Source organism: Nocardiopsis sp. TRM 82005 (assembly GCF_056312425.1).
The window spans coordinates 14,592-32,834 of record NZ_JBWDTQ010000028.1 but is presented as its reverse complement, the minus strand read 5'-3'; the positions used below and the strand labels follow the sequence as shown (position 1 = coordinate 32,834).

Below are 18,243 nucleotides of genomic sequence, written 5' to 3'. Positions count from 1 at the left end.
CTGCGAACCCGACTGGACCGAGGCCGACCGGGCCGCGGGCACACCTGCCGTGCCAGGCGGCCCGGGGCGGCCCTGGGCCGTGTTCTCCTCGGGGCTTCGGGCGCGTCGTTGTTCGGGCGGCCCCGGGGCGGGGAACCTTCGGTGTACACGGAGACGGAGTCTCCTCAGCCGTTCCCCCGGTTCCCCCGAGTCCGTAGGGTGGAGGCGCACGGATGCGTGCGCGGAGCCGGTCCGGGGCAGCGTGGACGGATGCCCCGGACCAGCCGCTACGAACCGGTGGAGGTGGACGCCCCCGTGTGAGGGGCGCCCGACGGATGCGACCGGCACGGACGCACCCCTGGCTCCCTAGCGGTGGGGAGTCCTGATGACCGCGGCGAGGATCCCGGTGGCGAGCATCATCGTCAGACCCACGATCATGAGTACGAAGGCGGCGGTTCCGACCATGGTGTTTCCTTAGTGTTCGTTGTTCCCGTGCGCCGTGTGCGGCGCACGCCGCGCTGGTGCCGCCCGGGGACCGGGAGCGGCGCGTACTTCTTCGGGGGATCACCCTATCCCGGCTGCGTGCCGCCACCGCGCCGGGTGCCGGCTCTGACCAGCGTGGTCGTCGACACGCTCCCGGGAGCCGCTGACGGGGTCCGCGGGGGCGGGTTCAGCTGCGGGCCCAGGCCCTCTGATAGGCCCGCACCAGCCATCGGTCGGCCCAGTCACAGTCGGGTTCCTCAGGAAGAGCGGACGTCTCGCACAGCCCGCTCAGCCGTCTCTCCAGTTCGCCGGCCCGTGTCAGCGCCTCGGTACGGCTGTGTTCGCCGCGCCGCAGTTCACGCAGCCAGGTGCGGTCGGGTTCGGGCATGGGCAGGGTCATGCGGCCGGTCTCCAGCAGTTCCACACCCTGGATGCCCAGCCGGACCATGTGGTAGGCGAACTTGGTGTCGAAGCCGTACCTGTCGATGAGTTCGGGCCGGTTGGTGTGCTTGCCGCCGCGCAGGCCCTCCATGCGGTCGCGCTGGGCGCGCAGGTAGCCCAGGAAGCGCCTGCCCGCCTTGCGGGAGAGCAGCCGGTCGGTGTTGGCGATCAGATCGCGGCCGGTCTCGGTGACGGTGACGATCTCGCTCTCGGGCACGAACAGGGGCAGCAGGACGGTGGGATTGCCGTCCAGGGCCAGCCGCATCCACTTGCGCAGCGAGTAGACGGTCAGGTCCAGATCGCCCGGCCCCGACCGGGCGTGCTCGGGCTGGGTGCGATAGACGTACTGCTCGAAGGAGCGCAGGCCGATGACGTACTCGGGCGGTTCCACACAGATGCCCATCTCGTCGCGGTCGTCCTGGTCGGAGACGGTGATGCCGTGGACCCCGGAGCCGACCTGGCACCGCAGGACGGTCTTCCTCTCCGCGATCCGGGCGAACTCGGGGATGGAGTGCTTCACCGGCGGCTCCTGTTCTCCTGTGGTGCTGGCACGGGCACCGGGGCGCCGTCCGGCAACCTATCCGGTTCGGCTCGGAAACCACGAGTGTTTTTCCGCGGAGCGCTCCTCGGTGCCCGTGCGCGCCGGGTGCCGTGGCGGCGCGGCCGGGGGCCGTTCAGTGGTCCGGGGCGACCGGTGCCCTTCCGCGCATGCGGTTCGGTAGTTGCTGGTAAGCCCTTGAAACCGTTTACTTGTCCGGGTACGCACCTTTTGTTGATGCAGCGAGCGCAGAAAGCAGGCCCGTGCCCCCCGTGACACCCGAGGGTCCCACCCCCCAGATCGACACCTCCGTTCCGCACAACGCCCGTATATGGAACTACTGGCTGGGCGGCAAGGACAACTACCCGGTGGACCGGGAGATGGGCGAGCAGATCCGCTCGTTCTTTCCCGAGATCGTGGACAACGCGGTCGCCGACCGGAGCTTCCTCGCCCGTGCGGTCACCCACCTGGCCCAGGAGGAGGGCATCCGGCAGTTCCTGGACATCGGTACCGGGCTGCCCACCCACAACAACACCCACGAGGTCGCCCAGGCGATCACCCCCGACGCCCGGGTGGTCTACGTGGACAACGACCCGCTGGTACTCGCGCACGCCCGCGACCTGCTCACCGGCACGGACCGGGGCGCCACCGGCTACGTCGACGCCGACCTGCGCGATCCGGACACCATCCTGGAGGCGGCGGCGCGGACCCTGGACCTGTCCCGGCCGGTGGCACTGATGCTGCTGGGCGTGGTCAACTTCGTCGCCGACGACACCGAGGTCCGATCGCTCATGGACCGGCTCCTGGACGCCCTGGCCCCGGGCAGCTTCCTGGTGCTCTCCCACCCCACCGACGACCTCGACCCCGAGCGGGCACACCAGGTGGCGGCGGCCTGGAACGAGAGCGGAACCCCCGAGCTCACCATCCGCACGGCGGCGCAGATCACCGCGCTCTTCGACGGCCTGGAACTGCTGGAGCCGGGTGTGGTCTCCTGCGCGCTGTGGCGCTCCGGTCCCACCGAAGCGGGCGGGACGCCCCGCCCGGTAGCCGAGTACGGCGGTGTGGCCCGCAAGGGATGAGCTCTGCGCGTGCACGCCGACGGCCCCGGCAGGGGCCGCGGCCGCGCGTCCCGAGTGGAGGAACGGTCCCTGAACGCAGGGCACCGGTACGGCGACGAGCAGTGAGGTGGACACCGATGAGCGGTGAGCGACCGATGATCGACACGACGGTCCCGCACTCGGCGAGGGTGTGGAACTACTGGCTGGGCGGCAAGGACAACTACCCGGTGGACCGGGAGGCGGGCGACCAGTTCCTGAGCGTGTTCCCCGGCATCGCGCAGATGGCGCGGGCCTCGCGCGCCTTCCAGCAGCGCGCCGTGCGCTACCTGGCGGGGGAGGTGGGTATCCGGCAGTTCCTGGACGTGGGGACCGGGCTTCCCACGGCCAACAACACCCACGAGGTGGCGCAGTCGGTGGCGCCCGAGGCCCGGATCCTCTACGTCGACAACGATCCCCTGGTGTTGACGCACGCCCGGGCCCTGCTGACGAGCACCCCCGAAGGGCGCACGCAGTACGTCCACGCCGACCTGTACGAACCCGAGGTGATCCTGGAGCAGGCGGCCGGGCTGCTGGACATGGACCAGCCGGTCTCGCTGATGCTGCTGGGCGTCCTGGGGCATGTGCAGGAGTACGAGGAGGCCGTCTCGATCGTGCGGCGCCTGCTGGCGGGGCTGCCCCCGGGAAGCCACCTGACGGTCAGTGAGGGCAGCAACGTCCACAGCAAGGAGAACGTGGACGCCCAGGACGAGTACAACGACAGCGGCGCGGTGCCCTACGTCCCGCGCAGTCCCGAGCAGATCGGTGGTTACCTGGAAGGGCTGGAGCTGGTCGAGCCCGGGCTGGTGCCGGTGACATGCTGGCGGCCCCCGGTGATGGGGGACAGGCTCCCGGACGAGGTGGACCAGTACGGCGGTGTGGCCCGCAAGGCCTCCTGAGGCCTGTCGGGAGGCGGGGCGCCCCGGCCCCGTGCGCGGCACGTTCACCAAGGCCGCCGCGGGCCTGGTGCTGACGGTGTCCCGTGCCCCCTACCTGTTCCGAAAGGCTCCTGTGCCGGGCGGGAGCGCCGGGTTCGGCCCGGTGCTCCCGCCCGTGCGCTTCCGCGGCTCGACAGCGTGGACAGGAGAGACCGGCCAGGGGCTGGAGGCGTTCGGCCCCGCGCGTCCTCTCCCACACGTCGTGGCGGGCCCAGAAGCGCCGGAGATCCTCGCTGTGGATCTCAGCTCGCCGACGAGCTCCCCCGGGCTCGGTGCTGTTCGGGGGCCTCAAGCAGTCGGGTGTCGGACGCGGGCACGGCACCGGGGTGCTGGACGCCTACACCGAGACCGAGGAAGTCAAGCTCCGCCTGTGAGGTCGAGGACCGGCGAACCGGTCAGGGCCCGGCGCCATGCCCCCGGACGGTTGTCGGTGCGCGGTCCTAGGGTGCGGGTATGGGAAGTCGAATTCAGGTGATCTCCATTGACGCGATCGACGTCAAGGCCGTGGCCGTGTTCTGGAGCCGGGTGCTGGACTGGCCCATCGTGGAGGAGTCCGAGGACGGGGTCGGGCTCGCACCGGCCGAGGGGGCGGCCCCCGGGATCGTCGTGCTGCCCGTGCCCGAGGGCAAGACCGTCAAGAACCGCCTGCACCTGGACCTGCGCGTCACGGGTGGGCTGACGGTGGCCCAGGAGGTGGAGCGGCTGCTGGGTCTGGGCGCGGTGAAGGTCGACGTGGGACAGCCCCAGAACGCCGGGTGGACGGTACTGGCCGACCCCGAGGGCAACGAGTTCTGCCTGCCGCACGGACGCGACGACACCCCCTGACCCGCTGCTCCCAGCCCGGCTCCGCGCTCGGACCGCCGGCGTCCGCCTGGGCCGTGGGGCGTGGTCCCCTCATGCGCCCCCTGGCACCAGGTCTCCGTTCGGACCGCGTCCCATGAGCTTTTGAGCTGCCTGAGCGGCCGGCAGGCCTTCTCTGCGGCGGCCAGCGCTGTGAGGTGGAGCCTCGGCGAGACCGGTGAGACCGGGCTTGACGCCGCCGCCCGCGTTCGTCCCGGACTCCGACACCACGCACAGCAGGCGCCCCGAGGGCGTGGTGCGGACCGCGGCGACGCGGGAGAACCCTGACGTCGCGTCCGGGCCGTCGAAGCCGGGCAGGACGAGCGGGCGGATTACGGGCATGGGGTGGCACTCTGCCAGCGCCGTGGGGTGCGCTCCGGTCCGTCTCGGCTCGTCGGGAAGCGGCTTCTCGCCGTAGCGCGGGGACTCCCACAGCAGGGGTCTGAGCGGTTCGGGACCGGACCTGTGGTAGCCGAGCACACGCACCACGTAGGAGGCCGGATCCGTGTCCTCGCCGAGCGTCACGACCTGGGACGGCTCGCGGCCCAGGCCATCGGCCAGGCGGCGGGGTGGGAAACGGCACGGCCGCCGCGGGGTCCTCCCACCCGCCCCCCGGCGGCCGTGCGCTTCCCGCGGCCCCTGGTCAGTCCCTGGGGCGCTGGTCGATGATGCGGCGGAACTTGCCCACCGAGCGCTCGATCTGCTCGGGGTCGACCACGTCCACGGTCACGCTCACACCCACTTTGTCCTTGACCGTGGCCACGATCTCCCTGCTCAGGGCCACACGCCGCTCGGGGGCGCAGTCCGGGGCGGCCTCGATGCGCACGGCCATGCGGTCCAGGCGGCCCTCCTTGGTGAGCACCAGCTGGAAGTGCGGGGCGAGCCCGTCCAGGCCCAGGACGATCTCCTCGATCTGGGTGGGGAAGACGTTGACGCCGCGCAGGATGATCATGTCGTCGCTGCGTCCGGTGACCTTGTCCATGCGGCGCATGGGACGAGCGGTGCCCGGGCGCAGCGTGGTCAGGTCGCGGGTGCGGTAGCGGATGACGGGCATGGCCTGCTTGGTGAGCGAGGTGAAGACCAGTTCCCCGTTCTCGCCGTCGGGCAGCACGTCCTGGGTGACGGGGTCGAGCACCTCGGGGTAGAAGTGGTCCTCCCACACGTGCAGGCCGTCCTTGGTCTCCACGCACTCGTTGGCCACACCGGGTCCCATGACCTCCGACAGCCCGTAGATGTCCACGGCGTGGATGCCGAAGCGCTCCTCGATCTCGCCGCGCATCTTCTCGGTCCAGGGCTCGGCGCCGAAGACGCCGATCCTGAGCGAGGTGCTACGCGGGTCGATTCCCTGATGCTCGAACTCGTCCAGCAGTGTCAGCATGTAGCTGGGGGTGATCATGATGATCTCTGGCTGGAAGTCCTGGATGAGCTGGACCTGCTTGGCGGTCTGTCCCCCGGAGGCGGGGATGACCGTGCAGCCGAGCTTCTCGGCGCCGTAGTGGGCCCCGAGGCCGCCGGTGAAGAGGCCGTAGCCGTAGGAGATGTGGGCCTTGTGCCCGGGGCGGCCGCCCGCGGCGCGGATGGAGCGGGCCACGACCTCGGCCCAGGTGTCGATGTCCTCGCGGGTGTAGCCGACGACGGTGGGGCGGCCCGTGGTCCCGCTGGAGGCGTGGATGCGGCTGACCTGCTCCTGGGGGACGGCGAACATCCCGAAGGGGTAGTTCTCTCGCAGGTCGGCCTTGGTGGTGTGCGGGAAGTGGCGCAGGTCCTCGAGTTCCTTGAGGTCCTCGGGCCGCACTCCGGCCTCGTCGAACTTCCTGCGGTACAGGGGCACGTTGGCGTAGGCGTGTTCCAGGGTCCACCGCAGGCGCTTGAGTTGCAGGGCGCGCAGCTCGTCGACACTCATGCGCTCGGCCGGGTCCAGGAGTTCGGGCGAGGGTGCCTGTCCCAGGCGGGGGGCTGTGCCGGCCGCCCGCATGGTGGTGTCGTGGATTGCCATGGGCCTCTCCATGTACTGTGCGCGGGACCCGCCAGGGGCGGTGCCTGGGAGGGGTGAGCGGGTGTGTGCGCGGGTCGGGGCTGTACGGTCCGGTGCGGAGCGGACCGACTTGCTTACTGACCGAACGTTCGGTTACTAATGCATTAACGCAGTCTCCTGGCAGCCGTGTCAAGGAGAGATGTCGATGATTTCACAGGTGGCGGTGGCCTCGACCACCGCCGTTAACATGGGAGGCCGCACGTGAGCGAGGTCTACTTGGTCGACGGGGTGCGAACCCCGCAGGGCCGCTACGGCGGTGCCCTGGCCGCAGTCCGCCCCGACGACCTGGCCGCCACGGCCGTGGCCGAGGCGGTCCGCCGTGCGGGCGTTCCCGGCGAGGTGGTCGACGAGGTCATTCTCGGCGCGGCCAACCAGGCCGGTGAGGACAACCGCAACGTGGCCCGTATGGCGGCGCTGCTGGCAGGACTCGACCCGAGTGTTCCCGGCTACACCGTCAACCGGCTGTGCGCCAGCGGCCTGACCGCGGTGGCCTCGGCCGCCCAGGCCATTCGCGCGGGCGAGGCCGACGTGGTGGTCGCGGGCGGAGTGGAGTCCATGACCCGCGCCCCCTGGGTGATGGCCAAGCCCGGCACCCCCTGGGCCAAGCCGGGAGAGGTCGCCGACACCTCCCTGGGCTGGCGTTTCACCAACCCGCGTTTCGCGAAGTCCGACGCCCAGGCTCCAGCCGACGCCTCCCCCGACGAACTGCGCTACACCCTGTCGATGGGGGAGACGGCCGAGGAGGTCGCGCGCCTGGAGGGCCTCACCCGCGAGGAGTGCGACGCCTTCGCCCTGCGCAGCCACGAGCGCGCGGTCGCGGCCGCCGCGGCGGGCCGCTTCGACGCCGAGACCGTCCCGGTCACAGTGCACGGCCGCAAGGGCCAGACCCACGAGGTCGCCGCCGACGAGGGTCCGCGCCCGGGATCGACCATGGGGAGCCTGGGAAAGCTGCGTCCGGTCTTTCGTGAGGACGGCATCGTCACCGCGGGCAACTCCTCCTCGCTCTCAGACGGCGCCTCGGCCCTGGTGCTGGCCGGTGCCGAGGCCGTGCGCCGCCACGGCCTGACCCCCCGCGCCCGCGTGGTGGCCTCCGCCTCCGCGGGTGTTCCACCGCAGGTCATGGGCCTGGGGCCGGTCCCGGCCACCCGCAAGGTGCTCGATCGGACCGGGTGGGACCTGGACGGGATCGGTGCCGTGGAGCTCAACGAGGCCTTCGCCGCCCAGTCCCTGGCAGTGATGCGCCAGCTCAAGCTGGACGAGGCCCGGGTCAACGCCGACGGCGGCGCCATCGCGCTGGGTCACCCGCTGGGCAGCTCGGGCTCGCGCATCCTCATCACCCTGCTCAACCGCATGGAGCGGGAGGACACCGCCAGGGGCCTGGCCACCCTGTGCGTGGGTGTGGGTCAGGGCACGGCACTGCTGGTGGAGCGCCCGTGACCGAGCACCAGGACACAGAAGAGCAGGGGTTCACGACCCTGGACGTCGACTGGCGCCAGGACCGCGTGGTGGTGGAGTTGCACCGCCCTGAGGCACGCAACGCCATCAACGGGCGGATGATCGCCGAGCTGCACCGGGTGTGCGAGCTGATCGAGGCCGACCCCAGGCCACTGCTGCTCACCGGGCACGGCAACGTGTTCGCTGGCGGCGCCGATATCGCCGAACTGCGCGAACGCGGACGCGAGGAGGCGCTGGCCGGGCTCAACAGCCGCCTGTTCGAGCGCCTGCACCGCCTACGGGCACCCACCGTGGCGGCCGTGGACGGCTACGCGCTGGGCGGCGGCGCCGAGCTGTCCTACGCCTGTGACATCCGCATCGTCACCCCCTCCGCCGTGTTCGCCCAGCCCGAGCCGGGCCTGGGCATCATCGCCGGGGCGGGCGCGTGCTGGCGGCTGCGTGAGCTGGTCGGCGCCTCGGTCGCCAAGCAGGTGCTGCTGGGCGGCTACCGCCTGGACGCCGACGCCGCGCTGCGCCACGGCCTGGCCGCCGAGATCGTGCCCGCCGAGGAGCTGCGCGAGCGCGCCCACGCCCTGGTGGACCGTATGGCCGCCTCCTCCGCGCTGGCCCTGCGCATGACCAAGATGGTCCTGGACGCCGACGGTCCGCACCCGCTGGCCGACGACCTGACCCAGGCGGTGCTGTTCGAGAGCGCCGACAAGCACGACCGGATGACCAGTTTCCTGGAGAGGAAGAAGCGTTGAGCTCCACCGAGCACGGCTTCGCTGAGCAGAGCGTTGACAAGAAGGGCGTTCCCGCCACCGTCGCCGTCATCGGTGGCGGCACCATGGGCGCCGGAATCGTCCAGCAGTTCCTCACCAGCGGCGCGGACGTGGTGCTGGTCGAGGCCACCGGCGAAGCCGCCGAGGCCGGTCGAACCCGGGTGTCAGCCGGTCTGGACAAGGCTCGCAGGCGCGGGAAGATCGACACCGACCCGGCCGGGTTCCTGGCCCGGCTGCGCACGGTCACCGACGCCGCCGACATCCCCGACGACGCGGGGCTGGTCGTGGAGGCCGTGCCCGAGAAGCCCGAGCTGAAGGTCGCCGTACTCACCGCCGCCGAGGCCGCCGTGAGCGAGGACACCGTCCTGGCCTCCAACACCAGTTCGCTGTCGGTCACCGAGCTGGCCGCCGCGCTCAAGCACCCCCGGCGCTTCCTGGGCATGCACTTCTTCAACCCCGTGCCCGCCTCGAAGCTCGTGGAGCTGGTGGCCGCACCCGAGACCGGTACCGAGGTCGTGGCGTCGGTGCGCGGCTGGGTGGGCGCTCTGGGCAAGACCGAGATCGTGGTCAGGGACGCACCCGGGTTCGCCACCAGCCGCCTGGGTGTCACGCTGGGCCTGGAGGCCATCCGCATGGTGGAGGAGGGCGTGGCCTCACCCGCCGACATCGACACCGCCATGGAGCTGGGCTACCGCCACCCCATGGGCCCGCTGCGCCTGACCGACCTGGTGGGACTGGACGTGCGCCTGGCCATCGCCGAGTACCTGGCCGCCGAACTGGGGGACCGGTTCGCCCCGCCGGAGCTGCTGCGCCGTATGGTCGCCGAGGGAAAGCTGGGCCGCAAGAGCGGCCAGGGCTTCCACACCTGGGACGAGGGAGAGTAGAGAGTTGAGCGAGGACACGGCGGCCGGGCAGCAGGCCACACAGGCGGCGGAGTTCAGTGAGGCCGATGGGCTGGCCACGGTGCGGCTGCACACGCCAGCCCTGACCCGGCAGGTCAAGGAGGAGTTGCTGGCGGCGCTGCGGAGCGCGGCGGAGTCCACCACCGCACGCGCCGTGCTGCTGTTGGGCTCGGACAAGGCCTTCTGCGTGGGCCAGGACCTGGCCGAGCACGCGCGGATCCTGGAGGAGAAGCCGCAGGACGCGTTGGACACCGTGCGCGAGCACTACAACCGCATCGTGCAGGCGATGGAGGACATCCAGGTACCGGTCGTGGTCGGTGTCGGTGGCGCCTGCGTGGGCGCGGGGCTGGGTTTCGCGCTGGCAGGTGACGTGCGCGTCGCGGCGCGTCGGGCCAAGTTCGGCACCGCGTTCACCGGGATCGGCCTGGCCTCGGACTCCGGGCTCGCCTACCGGCTGGTGGCCTCGCTGGGCCAGGCGCGGGCCATGGAGCTGATGCTGCTCGGTACGGTCGTCGGCGCCGAGCGCGCTCTAGAGCTGGGGCTGGTCACCGAGGTCGTGGACGACGGCGCCTGGGCCGAGCGGGCCCGTGAGGTGGCCGTTCAGCTGGCTTCGGGGCCCACGAACGCGTTCGTCGCGGCCAAGCGTGAGGTCCGCTCCGCGGCCCAGGGCGGGCGCGAACTGCCCGAGCTGCTGGAGGAGGAGGCCGACTTGCAGAACCAGCTGGGGCAGACGGCCGACCACACGGGTGCGGTCCGCGCCTTCCTGAACAAGGAGAGGCCGGCCTTCACCGGGAGCTGAGCTGGTCTTCAGCGTCCTCCGCCCGGGGACTTGCCCGGGCGGAGGATTCCGGGGATACTAATTACTGACCGAACGTTCGGTTATGAATGGGGAAGAAGCCAATGACCACGCAGACGGCCCAGGCGCCCCCCGGCGCCGACCTGGACTTCCAGGCGGAGTTCGACGCCAAGGTCGCAGCCGACCAGCGCATCGAGCCGCGCGACTGGATGCCCGAGGGCTACCGCAAGACGCTCGTGCGCCAGGTCTCCCAGCACGCGCACTCGGAGATCATCGGCATGCAGCCCGAGGGCGACTGGATCGCCTCCGCGCCCAGCCTGCGCCGCAAGGCCATCCTGTTGGCCAAGGTCCAGGACGAGGCCGGGCACGGCCTGTACCTGTACGCGGCCGCCGAGACCCTGGGCGTGGACCGCGCCGACCTGACCCAGCGCCTCATCGAGGGCCGCCAGAAGTACTCCTCGATCTTCAACTACCCCTCGCTGAACTTCGCCGACGTCGGCGTCATCGGCTGGCTCGTGGACGGCGCCGCGATCTGCAACCAGGTCCCGCTGTGCCGCAGCTCCTTCGGGCCCTACGCCCGCGCCATGGTGCGTATCTGCAAGGAGGAGTCCTTCCACCAGCGCCAGGGCTACGAACTGCTCATGCGCATGATGGAGGGCACCGAGGAGCAGCGCCGCATGGTCCAGGAAGCCGTGGACCGCTGGTGGTGGCCCTCGCTGATGATGTTCGGCCCGCCCGACGCGGAGTCGCCCAACACCCAGCAGTCCATGGCCTGGCGCATCAAGCGCGACACCAACGACGACCTGCGCCAGAAGTTCGTCGACATGACCGTCCCCCAGGCCGAGAAGCTGGGTGTGACCCTGCCCGACCCCGAGCTGGTCTGGAACGGGGAGCACGGCCGCCACGACTTCGGCGAGCCCGACTGGACCGAGTTCAAACAGGTCGTCTCCGGCGCCGGTCCCAAGAACGCCGAGCGCGTCCAGCGCCGCCGGGCCGCGCACGAGAAGGGCGCGTGGGTCCGCGAGGCCGCCACCGCCTACGCCGACAAGCACAGCGCCAAGGAGGCCGTGGCATGAGCAAGGACACCAACACCACCGGCGGTTCCGGATCCGGTGCGGCACGCCCCGAGTGGCCCCTCTACGAGGTCTTCGTGCGCGGCAAGCGCGGCCTCAACCACGTCCACGTGGGCTCCCTGCACGCGCCCGACGACACCATGGCGCTGCACAACGCCCGCAACCTCTACACCCGCCGCAACGAGGGCGTGAGCATCTGGGTGGTGCGCGCCGAGCAGATCGCGGCCTCCAGCCCCGACGAGAAGGACCCCTACTTCGCGCCCAGCGGTGACAAGGTCTACCGCCACCCGACCTTCTACCCCATCCCCGAGGACGTCCCGCACATCTGAGGGCGGTGGAGGACACCCGAACGAGGATGGGACCGCGCCGCGGGCGTCCCCGAGGAAACACGGGCACGACCAGCGCGAACACGAGGCCAAAGGAAGACAACCAATGAGTGGCGACCACATCTATTCGGCCCTGAGCGAGGAGCACGGCGGCGACACCCGCTGGGCTTTCGGGACCGGCTTCACCGACGCCCTGGCCGGGGTGGACACCACCCTGCCCGAGGGGACGGACGGCCAGGACCTGGCGCTGTACTGCCAGATGCTCGGCGACGACGCGCTCGTACAGGCCCAGAGGCTCATCCACTGGGTCACCGACGCCCCCGAGCTGGAGGAGGAGGTCGCGCTGGCCAACATCGCCCTGGACCTGCTCGGCCAGGCCCGCCTGCTGCTGGCCCGCGCCGGGCAGGCCGACGGCAGCGGCCGGGACGAGGACGACTTCGCCTACCGGCGTGGCCAGGCCGAGTTCCGCAACGTCCGTCTGGCCGAGGCGCCCCGCGGAGACTTCGCCCGCGCGGTGGTCACCCTGCTGGCGCTCTCCAGCGCACGCCTGGCCGTGTTCACCCGTCTGGCCGACAGCCGCGACCCCGTGATCGCCGCCGTCGCCGCCAAGGCCGTCAACGAGCTCACCTACCACCGTGAGTACGCCGTCTCCTGGACCCTGCGCCTGGGTGATGGCACCCCCTACTCGCACGAGCGCACGGTCGCCGCCGTCACCGAGGTGTGGCCGCTCACCGGCGAGCTGTTCGCCACCCACCCCGTGGAGGCCCGCATGGCCGCGCAGGGCATGGGGGTGGACCCGACCACCGTGCGGGAGGAGGTGCACGCCGTCCTGACCCAGGTACTCACCACCGCCACCCTGGACGCCCCCGGGCCCTTCCCCGAGGCGGTCGCGGCCGGACGCGAGGGCAGGCACACGACCGAGTTCGCCCCTCTGCTGGACGAGTTGCAGAAGGTGGCACGAGAGCACCCGGAGGCGACATGGTAACCACGACCCGGGAGGAGGCCCGCGAGCGCGCCTGGACGGCGGCCGCCGCGGTGACCGACCCCGAACTGCCCATGCTCACCCTGGCCGACCTGGGCATCCTGCGCCGGGTGGAGGCTGAGTCCGACGGCACCGCCATGGTGTGGATCACTCCCACCTACTCGGGCTGCCCCGCCCTGACCGAGATGCGTGTGGACGTGGACCGCGCCGTACGCGCCGCCGGGTTCGACCGGGTGGAGGTGCGCACCGAGCTGTCCCCGCCCTGGACCACCGACTGGATCACCGGTGAGGGCAGGCGCAAACTCGCCGAGCACGGCATCTCCCCTCCCGGGACCGCGCCCCGGCGCGATTCCGGTCCCGTCCCGTTGACCCTGCTGCCCACCCGTACCGTCCCGCACTGCCCGCTGTGCGGGTCGGACCAGACCGAGGAACTGTCCCGCTTCGGCGCGACCTCCTGCAAGTCGCTGCACCGCTGCCGGTCCTGCCTCGAACCTTTCGAGCACGTCAAGGAGATTTGACCGTGACCACACCCGTCACCGAGACCGCGCCCGGGGCCGCGCGCCGCCGAGGCGCGTTCCACCGGCTGCGCGTGGCCGCCGTCGAGCACCTGTGCGACGACGCCGTCGCCGTCACCTTCGACGTCCCCGACCACCTGGCCGAGGAGTTCGCGTTCGCCCCGGGGCAGTCGCTGACCCTGCGCCGCCAGGTGGACGGGGTGGAGGAGCGGCGTAGCTACTCCGTGTGCGCTCCCGTCGGCCAGGCCCCCCGCGTGGGCGTGCGCCTGGTCGCCGACGGCCTGTTCTCCAGCTGGCTGGTCAACGAGGTCCAGCCGGGCGACGAGATCGAGGTGGGCGCGCCCACCGGCCGGTTCGTCCCCGACCTGGACACCGCTGCCCGCCACGTGATGATCGCCGCCGGATCCGGGATCACCCCGGTGCTGTCCATGGCCTCCTCACTGCTGCGCCGCACCGACTCCCACGTCACCCTGCTCTACGGCAACCGCCGCAGCAACACGGTGATGTTCGCCGACGAGATCGCCGACCTCAAGGACGCCTTCGGGCCGCGCTTCGAACTGGTGCACGTGCTCTCCCGGGAGCCGCGCGAGGCCGAGCTGTTCACCGGGCGCCTGGACGGCGCCAAGCTGGAGGCGCTGCTGGACACGGTCGTGGCCGCCGACGCCGTCGACCACTGGTGGATGTGCGGACCCTACGGCATGGTCACCGACGCCCGGGAGGTACTGGCCAGCCGGGGCGTGCCCGGAGAGAGGGTGCACCAGGAGCTGTTCTTCGTGGAGGGCGCCGAGCCGCCGCCCCAGGCGCGCCACGAGGAGCCCGGGGTGGAGGGGCCCTCCACCGAGGTCACCGTCGTGCTGGACGGGCGCACCACCACCCTGACCCTGCCGCGGGGGGTTCCCGTGTTGGACGCGGCGCAACGCTACCGTCCCGACCTGCCCTTCGCCTGCAAGGGCGGGGTGTGCGGCACCTGCCGGGTCAAGGTGTGCGAGGGCGAGGTGCGGATGCGGCGCAACTACGCGCTCACCGACGCCGAGGTGGAGGCGGGGTACGCCTTGTCGTGCCAGTCACTGCCCCAGACCGACACCGTGACCGTGGACTTCGACTCATGAGTGGGCGCAACGAGGCCGCCTGGCGGATGTTCGAGGCCGACAGGGCGTCCAAGAACCTGGGAATGCGCCTGGTGGAGGCCACCGACGGCCTGGCGGTCGTGGAGATGACCGTGGGCCCTCTGATGGTCAACGGGCACGGCATCGCCCACGGCGGTTTCGTGTTCACCCTGGCCGACACCGCGTTCGCGTGCGCGTGCAACGTGGACGGCGGAGGGGTGACGGTGGCATCCGGCGCCGACGTGACGTTCGTGTCCGCGGCACGGGAGGGCGACCTGCTGGTGGCCACCGCACGGGAGCGGACACTGTTCGGCCGCAGCGGTCTGTACGACGTCACGGTGCGTCGCGGCGAGGAGGTCGTCGCCGAGTTCCGAGGGCGTAGCCGCACCCTGCCCCAGCGCGGTTAGCCGATCGGTGCGGGGCCGGGGCCGGGGCCGTCGGGGACGGGCCCGGCCCCTTTCGCGTGCCCCGGGCGTCTCGTGCCTCGACCAGCACCGCCGCAGGAGACCGCGAACACTCCCGGACCACGGGGCGTCATACCCTCCGTCACCTCCTGGCGGACGAGTGTGAAGGCCCTCATGAGCGTTCCCCCATCTCCCGATCCCTCTCCCGGGGACTCCCTTCCGCCCGGGCTCAGCTCCCTGGAGAAGAAAGACCTGGGCAGACTGGGCCCTACCGGGCCGTGGGCAGGATCGGCGTGGGCGGTATGGGCGCCGTCTACGGCGGGCTCGACGAGCCCGTGCCGCACGAGGCCGCCGACAGTCCGGTCGCCGACGCGCTCGGCTCCGACCTGGTGACCGGACCGCTGCGGGAGCCGGTGGAGAACGGCGGACTGAGCCGTGACCGGGACGCCGAGAGCGGATCGGGCGGCAGAGTGTACACGGGCACCTTCACCGCCCGGCTGATCGTGGCCGGTGACCTGGTGGAGGAGGAAGCGACCGGCCTGGTGGAGTTGGACCCCGACGGGCGGCCGGTGCGGACGGCCTACACCGGGCGGGTGTGGGAGGCCGAGGCTGGCCTCGTGTCGGTGGACGAGCATGTCGAGTTGTCCGATCCCCGTGTGGGTGAGGACCTGAGGGTCCTCCAGGGCCCGCTCTGCGGCCAGGTGGAGAAGGGCGGGTACGACTGGTACGTGCACGCGCAGACCTGGGACATGTCGTGTGATGAGGCCGTACGCGTGTCACGGGCCTTCGCCGCCGACGCCGGGGGATCGAACCCCATGTGCAGCGGCACCTGCGTCCAGACGGTGCTCGTCGACGACGAGTACGCGTGTGAGCAGAGCACTCCGCGCTCGTTCCCCATCGAGGACCGCCGGATGTACGTCCACGGCCGCACGGCCGCCACCCTGGTAGGCCAGTTCGAGAACACCGGCCACAACGAGTACGAGACCGGCCCCTACTTCCTCATCCGGTTCGCCGAGGCGGAGTAGCCCCCGTCCGTGCCGTGGACGGGTCAGGAAACCGTGCTGAACTCCGGGTCCTGGACCTGTCGGCCCTCCCCGGCCCCTCTCCGTCCCGGGCGGTCCAGCAGGCCCGCCACCACGGCGATGCCCAGGCCGGCCACGGCCAGCACCGCGCCGATGGCCGCCGGGGAGGTGTAGCCCAGGCCCGCGCTGACGCCGACGCCGCCCAACCACGCTCCGGCGGCGTTGGCCAGGTTGAACGCCGAGTGGTTGGAAGCGGCGGCCATGGTCGGGGCCTCGGCGGCCTTGTTCATCACCAACACCTGTAGCGGCGTGGCCACCGCGAACCCCACCGCGCCCAGGACCACCACCGTCACCGCGGCCGTCCAGGGGTTGTGCACAGTAATCGTGAACACCGCCAGAACCAGGGCCAGGGAGGCGAGCGCGCCGTAGATCGTCGGGCGCAGAGCACGGTCGGCCAGGGGGCCCACGATCAGTGAGCCCAGGGTCATACCGGTGCCGAACAGGGCCAGGATGATGGGCACGCCGGAGGCGGACATGCCCGCTAGTTCGGTCATCATCGGCGAGACGTAGCTGTAGACGGCGAAGACCCCGGCGAAGCCGAAGACCGCCGTGGTCAGGCCGAGGACGACCTGGGAGCGGCCCAGCTGCCGGACCTCCTGGCGAAGGCCCGTCCCCTGCGCCGCGGGCTGGCGCGGCACGAACGCGGCGATACCCAGCAGCGCGATCAGGGCGATCCCGGCCACGACCAGGAACGCCGCGCGCCATCCCATCGCCTGCCCCAGGAAGGTGCCCGCGGGCACCCCGACGATGTTGGCCACGGTCAGGCCGAGAAACATCCGCGAGACGCCCGTCGCCTGCCGTCCCGGACCGGCGAGGCGCGCGGCCACCAGTGAGCCCACGCCCAGGTAGGCCCCGTGCGGCAGTCCGGCCAGCACCCGGGAGGCGAACACGGTCTCGAAGGACGACGCGAGCACGGTGGCGAGGTTGCCCGCGAGGAAGAGTCCCATGAAGACCAGCAGGACCGTCTTGCGGGGCAGCCGTGCGCTCAGCGCGGTGAGCAGGGGAGCGCCGACCACTACCCCCAGGGCGTAGGCGGAGATGAGGTATCCGGCTGACGGGACCGGGACGCCGAGGTCGGCGGCGACCTCGGGCAGCAGCCCCATGATGACGAACTCGGTGGTGCCGATGGCGAACGCACCGAGAGCGAGGGCGAGCAGGGCCAAGGGCATGGGTGGGCCCCCTTCGAAGGCTGGTCGAGATCACGGATGCCAGGGGTGCGGGAGACCTGGAAGAAGCCAGAGGTGTCCGGGCCGATGCGGCGTCCGGGCAGACGCGGAGGGTGATTTAGCACGTGCCAAGTCCAGTGTCGGCCCTATTCGGGTCGAATCCAACCGTTCCGCCGTGTGATCTGACTCCCGGTACGTCAGGTGCCCGCGGTGACGGGCCCTCAGCGTGGGGGAGCGGTGCTGTCCCGCACCGTGAGGGAGGGTTCCAACAGCAGGTGGCGGCTGCGGGTGCGGCCTCCGTCGAGCCGCTCGGCCGCCGAGCGTACCGCCAGCCGCGCCATGTGCTCGGCGTCCTGGCGCACCGACGTCAGCCGCAGGAAGGACAGCTGCGCGGTCCGGCTGTCGTCGTATCCCACCACCGACACGTCCCCGGGCACGCCCACTCCGGCGCGGACCAGGGTAGCCACGAGCCCGAACGCGCACAGGTCGTTGGCCGCGACCACGGCGGTGGGCAGGCAGTCCCGGGCCAGGAGGTGTCGGGCCGCCCGCGCGCCCGCCTCCTCGGAGTAGTCGCCGGGCAGGACCTCGACACGGTCGCCCAGTCCGTGCCCGCGCATGGTCTCGGCGTAGCCCCGCACGCGTTCGTCGGCGCCCGGCAGGCCGCCTCCGTCGACGTGGACGATCGCGCGGTGCCCCAGCCCGACCAGGTGCTCGACGGCCTGGCGGACGCCGACGGCGTCGGCGGTGCGCACGCTGTCGGTGCCCTCCGCGCCGGTGCGCTGGCCGATCTCCACCACGGGGACCCGCTCGGCCACCCGGGCCAGGTCCGCGGGCGCCTCGGCGGACAGGCCGATCAGGAGCAGCGCCTCGCAGCGCAGCCCCATCAGTTCGTCGATCGCCTCGCGTTCGCTGCGGGTACTGGCCATCGCGCTCAGCACCACGCCGTACCCCAGTTCGGCGGTGGCCGGATAGAGCGCCTCGACCAGGTGGGCGTCCATGGGGTATCCCATGCCGAAGAGCACGCCCACCTGCCTGCTGCGCGCCCGGCGTAGCAGCCGCGCGGCCGTGTCCGCCTGGTAGCCGAGTTCCTCGGCGGCCCGCAGGACCCGTTCGCGGGTCCGCGCGCTCGGACCGGGGCGCTCGCCCAGCACCAGTGAGACGAGTTGGCGGGAGACACCCACGTGCGCGGCCACGTCGGCCATCGTCGGGTGCCGTGTGGACCGGGCACCCACCTCGCTCTCAGGCATCGCGTCCTCCCGGTTCGCACCATCGTTCGCCGCTCCGGAGCTGAGGATCCGGACGGAACCCCACCCCATCATGTTCCGGA

Annotated in this window: 19 protein-coding genes; 14 read left to right on the top strand and 5 right to left on the bottom strand. The window is 71.6% G+C overall.

Annotated elements, in window-relative coordinates:
- Positions 1 to 649: 649 nt before the first annotated feature.
- Complete coding sequence (locus AC0T5L_RS21765) at positions 650 to 1,423, bottom strand: nucleotidyltransferase domain-containing protein (RefSeq protein WP_476167315.1); 774 nt, start codon at positions 1,421 to 1,423, stop codon at positions 650 to 652.
- A gap of 281 nt (positions 1,424 to 1,704) precedes the next feature.
- Here AC0T5L_RS21765 and AC0T5L_RS21760 point away from each other — a divergent pair, with 281 nt between their 5' ends.
- The 3 genes from AC0T5L_RS21760 (at position 1,705) to AC0T5L_RS21750 (ending at position 4,298) form a co-directional block, all read left to right on the top strand.
- A complete protein-coding gene (locus AC0T5L_RS21760; RefSeq protein WP_476167314.1) occupies positions 1,705 to 2,520 on the top strand; it encodes an SAM-dependent methyltransferase in 816 nt (271 codons plus the stop codon).
- Between the two features lie 116 nt (positions 2,521 to 2,636).
- Positions 2,637 to 3,434, top strand: a complete 798-nt coding sequence (locus AC0T5L_RS21755; protein ID WP_476167313.1) for an SAM-dependent methyltransferase — start codon at positions 2,637 to 2,639, stop codon at positions 3,432 to 3,434.
- 492 nt (positions 3,435 to 3,926) lie between these two features.
- Positions 3,927 to 4,298, top strand: a complete 372-nt coding sequence (locus tag AC0T5L_RS21750; RefSeq protein WP_476167312.1) for a VOC family protein — start codon at positions 3,927 to 3,929, stop codon at positions 4,296 to 4,298.
- 69 nt (positions 4,299 to 4,367) lie between these two features.
- On the opposite strand, the gene AC0T5L_RS21745 is transcribed toward AC0T5L_RS21750, so the two are convergent.
- Both AC0T5L_RS21745 and paaK read right to left on the bottom strand, forming a co-directional pair.
- Positions 4,368 to 4,838, bottom strand: a complete 471-nt coding sequence (locus tag AC0T5L_RS21745; RefSeq protein WP_476167311.1) for a hypothetical protein — start codon at positions 4,836 to 4,838, stop codon at positions 4,368 to 4,370.
- Between the two features lie 118 nt (positions 4,839 to 4,956).
- Positions 4,957 to 6,309, bottom strand: a complete 1,353-nt coding sequence (paaK, locus tag AC0T5L_RS21740; RefSeq protein WP_476167310.1) for a phenylacetate--CoA ligase PaaK — start codon at positions 6,307 to 6,309, stop codon at positions 4,957 to 4,959.
- Positions 6,310 to 6,549: 240 nt separating this feature from the next.
- Here paaK and AC0T5L_RS21735 point away from each other — a divergent pair, with 240 nt between their 5' ends.
- The 11 genes from AC0T5L_RS21735 to AC0T5L_RS21685 all read left to right on the top strand — a co-directional run bounded on the left by AC0T5L_RS21735 (position 6,550) and on the right by AC0T5L_RS21685 (position 15,693).
- Positions 6,550 to 7,785: a thiolase family protein gene (locus tag AC0T5L_RS21735; RefSeq protein WP_476167309.1), complete on the top strand. Its 1,236-nt coding sequence runs from the start codon at positions 6,550 to 6,552 to the stop codon at positions 7,783 to 7,785.
- Positions 7,782 to 8,546 (top strand): enoyl-CoA hydratase/isomerase family protein, encoded by a 765-nt coding sequence (locus AC0T5L_RS21730; RefSeq protein WP_476167308.1) that lies wholly within the window; start codon positions 7,782 to 7,784, stop codon positions 8,544 to 8,546. The genes AC0T5L_RS21735 and AC0T5L_RS21730 overlap by 4 nt, the downstream gene beginning before the upstream one ends.
- Positions 8,543 to 9,448 carry a 3-hydroxyacyl-CoA dehydrogenase family protein gene (locus AC0T5L_RS21725; RefSeq protein WP_476167307.1) on the top strand — a complete coding sequence of 302 codons (906 nt, stop codon included), beginning with the start codon at positions 8,543 to 8,545 and terminating at the stop codon, positions 9,446 to 9,448. Before AC0T5L_RS21730 ends, AC0T5L_RS21725 begins: the two co-directional genes overlap by 4 nt.
- 4 nt (positions 9,449 to 9,452) lie before the next feature.
- Complete coding sequence (locus AC0T5L_RS21720; RefSeq protein WP_476167306.1) at positions 9,453 to 10,265, top strand: enoyl-CoA hydratase/isomerase family protein; 813 nt, start codon at positions 9,453 to 9,455, stop codon at positions 10,263 to 10,265.
- 101 nt (positions 10,266 to 10,366) lie between these two features.
- Entirely contained in the window at positions 10,367 to 11,338 is a 972-nt protein-coding gene (paaA, locus tag AC0T5L_RS21715) for a 1,2-phenylacetyl-CoA epoxidase subunit PaaA (RefSeq protein ID WP_476167305.1), read from the top strand.
- Entirely contained in the window at positions 11,335 to 11,664 is a 330-nt protein-coding gene (paaB, locus tag AC0T5L_RS21710) for a 1,2-phenylacetyl-CoA epoxidase subunit PaaB (RefSeq protein WP_476167304.1), read from the top strand. Before paaA ends, paaB begins: the two co-directional genes overlap by 4 nt.
- 103 nt (positions 11,665 to 11,767) lie before the next feature.
- Positions 11,768 to 12,646 (top strand): 1,2-phenylacetyl-CoA epoxidase subunit PaaC, encoded by an 879-nt coding sequence (paaC, locus tag AC0T5L_RS21705; RefSeq protein WP_476167303.1) that lies wholly within the window; start codon positions 11,768 to 11,770, stop codon positions 12,644 to 12,646.
- Positions 12,640 to 13,161, top strand: coding sequence for a 1,2-phenylacetyl-CoA epoxidase subunit PaaD (gene paaD / locus AC0T5L_RS21700; protein WP_476167302.1), 522 nt, complete (start codon positions 12,640 to 12,642; stop codon positions 13,159 to 13,161). Before paaC ends, paaD begins: the two co-directional genes overlap by 7 nt.
- A 2-nt stretch (positions 13,162 to 13,163) precedes the next feature.
- Complete coding sequence (gene paaE, locus AC0T5L_RS21695) at positions 13,164 to 14,267, top strand: 1,2-phenylacetyl-CoA epoxidase subunit PaaE (protein WP_476167301.1); 1,104 nt, start codon at positions 13,164 to 13,166, stop codon at positions 14,265 to 14,267.
- Positions 14,264 to 14,671 (top strand): hydroxyphenylacetyl-CoA thioesterase PaaI, encoded by a 408-nt coding sequence (gene paaI / locus AC0T5L_RS21690; RefSeq protein ID WP_476167300.1) that lies wholly within the window; start codon positions 14,264 to 14,266, stop codon positions 14,669 to 14,671. The genes paaE and paaI overlap by 4 nt, the downstream gene beginning before the upstream one ends.
- Before the next feature lie 275 nt (positions 14,672 to 14,946).
- Positions 14,947 to 15,693, top strand: coding sequence for a hypothetical protein (locus AC0T5L_RS21685; RefSeq protein ID WP_476167299.1), 747 nt, complete (start codon positions 14,947 to 14,949; stop codon positions 15,691 to 15,693).
- Positions 15,694 to 15,716: 23 nt separating this feature from the next.
- Here the strand turns inward: AC0T5L_RS21685 and AC0T5L_RS21680 are convergent, their stop codons facing one another.
- Both AC0T5L_RS21680 and AC0T5L_RS21675 read right to left on the bottom strand, forming a co-directional pair.
- Positions 15,717 to 16,919: an MFS transporter gene (locus tag AC0T5L_RS21680; protein ID WP_476167298.1), complete on the bottom strand. Its 1,203-nt coding sequence runs from the start codon at positions 16,917 to 16,919 to the stop codon at positions 15,717 to 15,719.
- A gap of 218 nt (positions 16,920 to 17,137) precedes the next feature.
- Entirely contained in the window at positions 17,138 to 18,118 is a 981-nt protein-coding gene (locus AC0T5L_RS21675; RefSeq protein ID WP_476167369.1) for a LacI family DNA-binding transcriptional regulator, read from the bottom strand.
- Positions 18,119 to 18,243 lie beyond the last annotated feature (125 nt).

Bases quoted from the DNA above. Each gene is read 5' to 3' on its own strand.
- AC0T5L_RS21755 (WP_476167313.1), top strand. From the start codon at position 2,637: ATGAGCGGTGAGCGACCGATGATCGACACGACGGTCCCGCACTCGGCG.
- AC0T5L_RS21750 (WP_476167312.1), top strand. From the start codon at position 3,927: ATGGGAAGTCGAATTCAGGTGATCTCCATTGACGCGATCGACGTCAAG.
- paaK (WP_476167310.1), bottom strand. From the start codon at position 6,309: ATGGCAATCCACGACACCACCATGCGGGCGGCCGGCACAGCCCCCCGC.
- paaA (WP_476167305.1), top strand. From the start codon at position 10,367: ATGACCACGCAGACGGCCCAGGCGCCCCCCGGCGCCGACCTGGACTTC.
- paaB (WP_476167304.1), top strand. From the start codon at position 11,335: ATGAGCAAGGACACCAACACCACCGGCGGTTCCGGATCCGGTGCGGCA.
- paaC (WP_476167303.1), top strand. From the start codon at position 11,768: ATGAGTGGCGACCACATCTATTCGGCCCTGAGCGAGGAGCACGGCGGC.
- paaD (WP_476167302.1), top strand. From the start codon at position 12,640: ATGGTAACCACGACCCGGGAGGAGGCCCGCGAGCGCGCCTGGACGGCG.
- paaI (WP_476167300.1), top strand. From the start codon at position 14,264: ATGAGTGGGCGCAACGAGGCCGCCTGGCGGATGTTCGAGGCCGACAGG.
- AC0T5L_RS21680 (WP_476167298.1), bottom strand. From the start codon at position 16,919: ATGCCCTTGGCCCTGCTCGCCCTCGCTCTCGGTGCGTTCGCCATCGGC.
- AC0T5L_RS21675 (WP_476167369.1), bottom strand. From the start codon at position 18,118: ATGGCCGACGTGGCCGCGCACGTGGGTGTCTCCCGCCAACTCGTCTCA.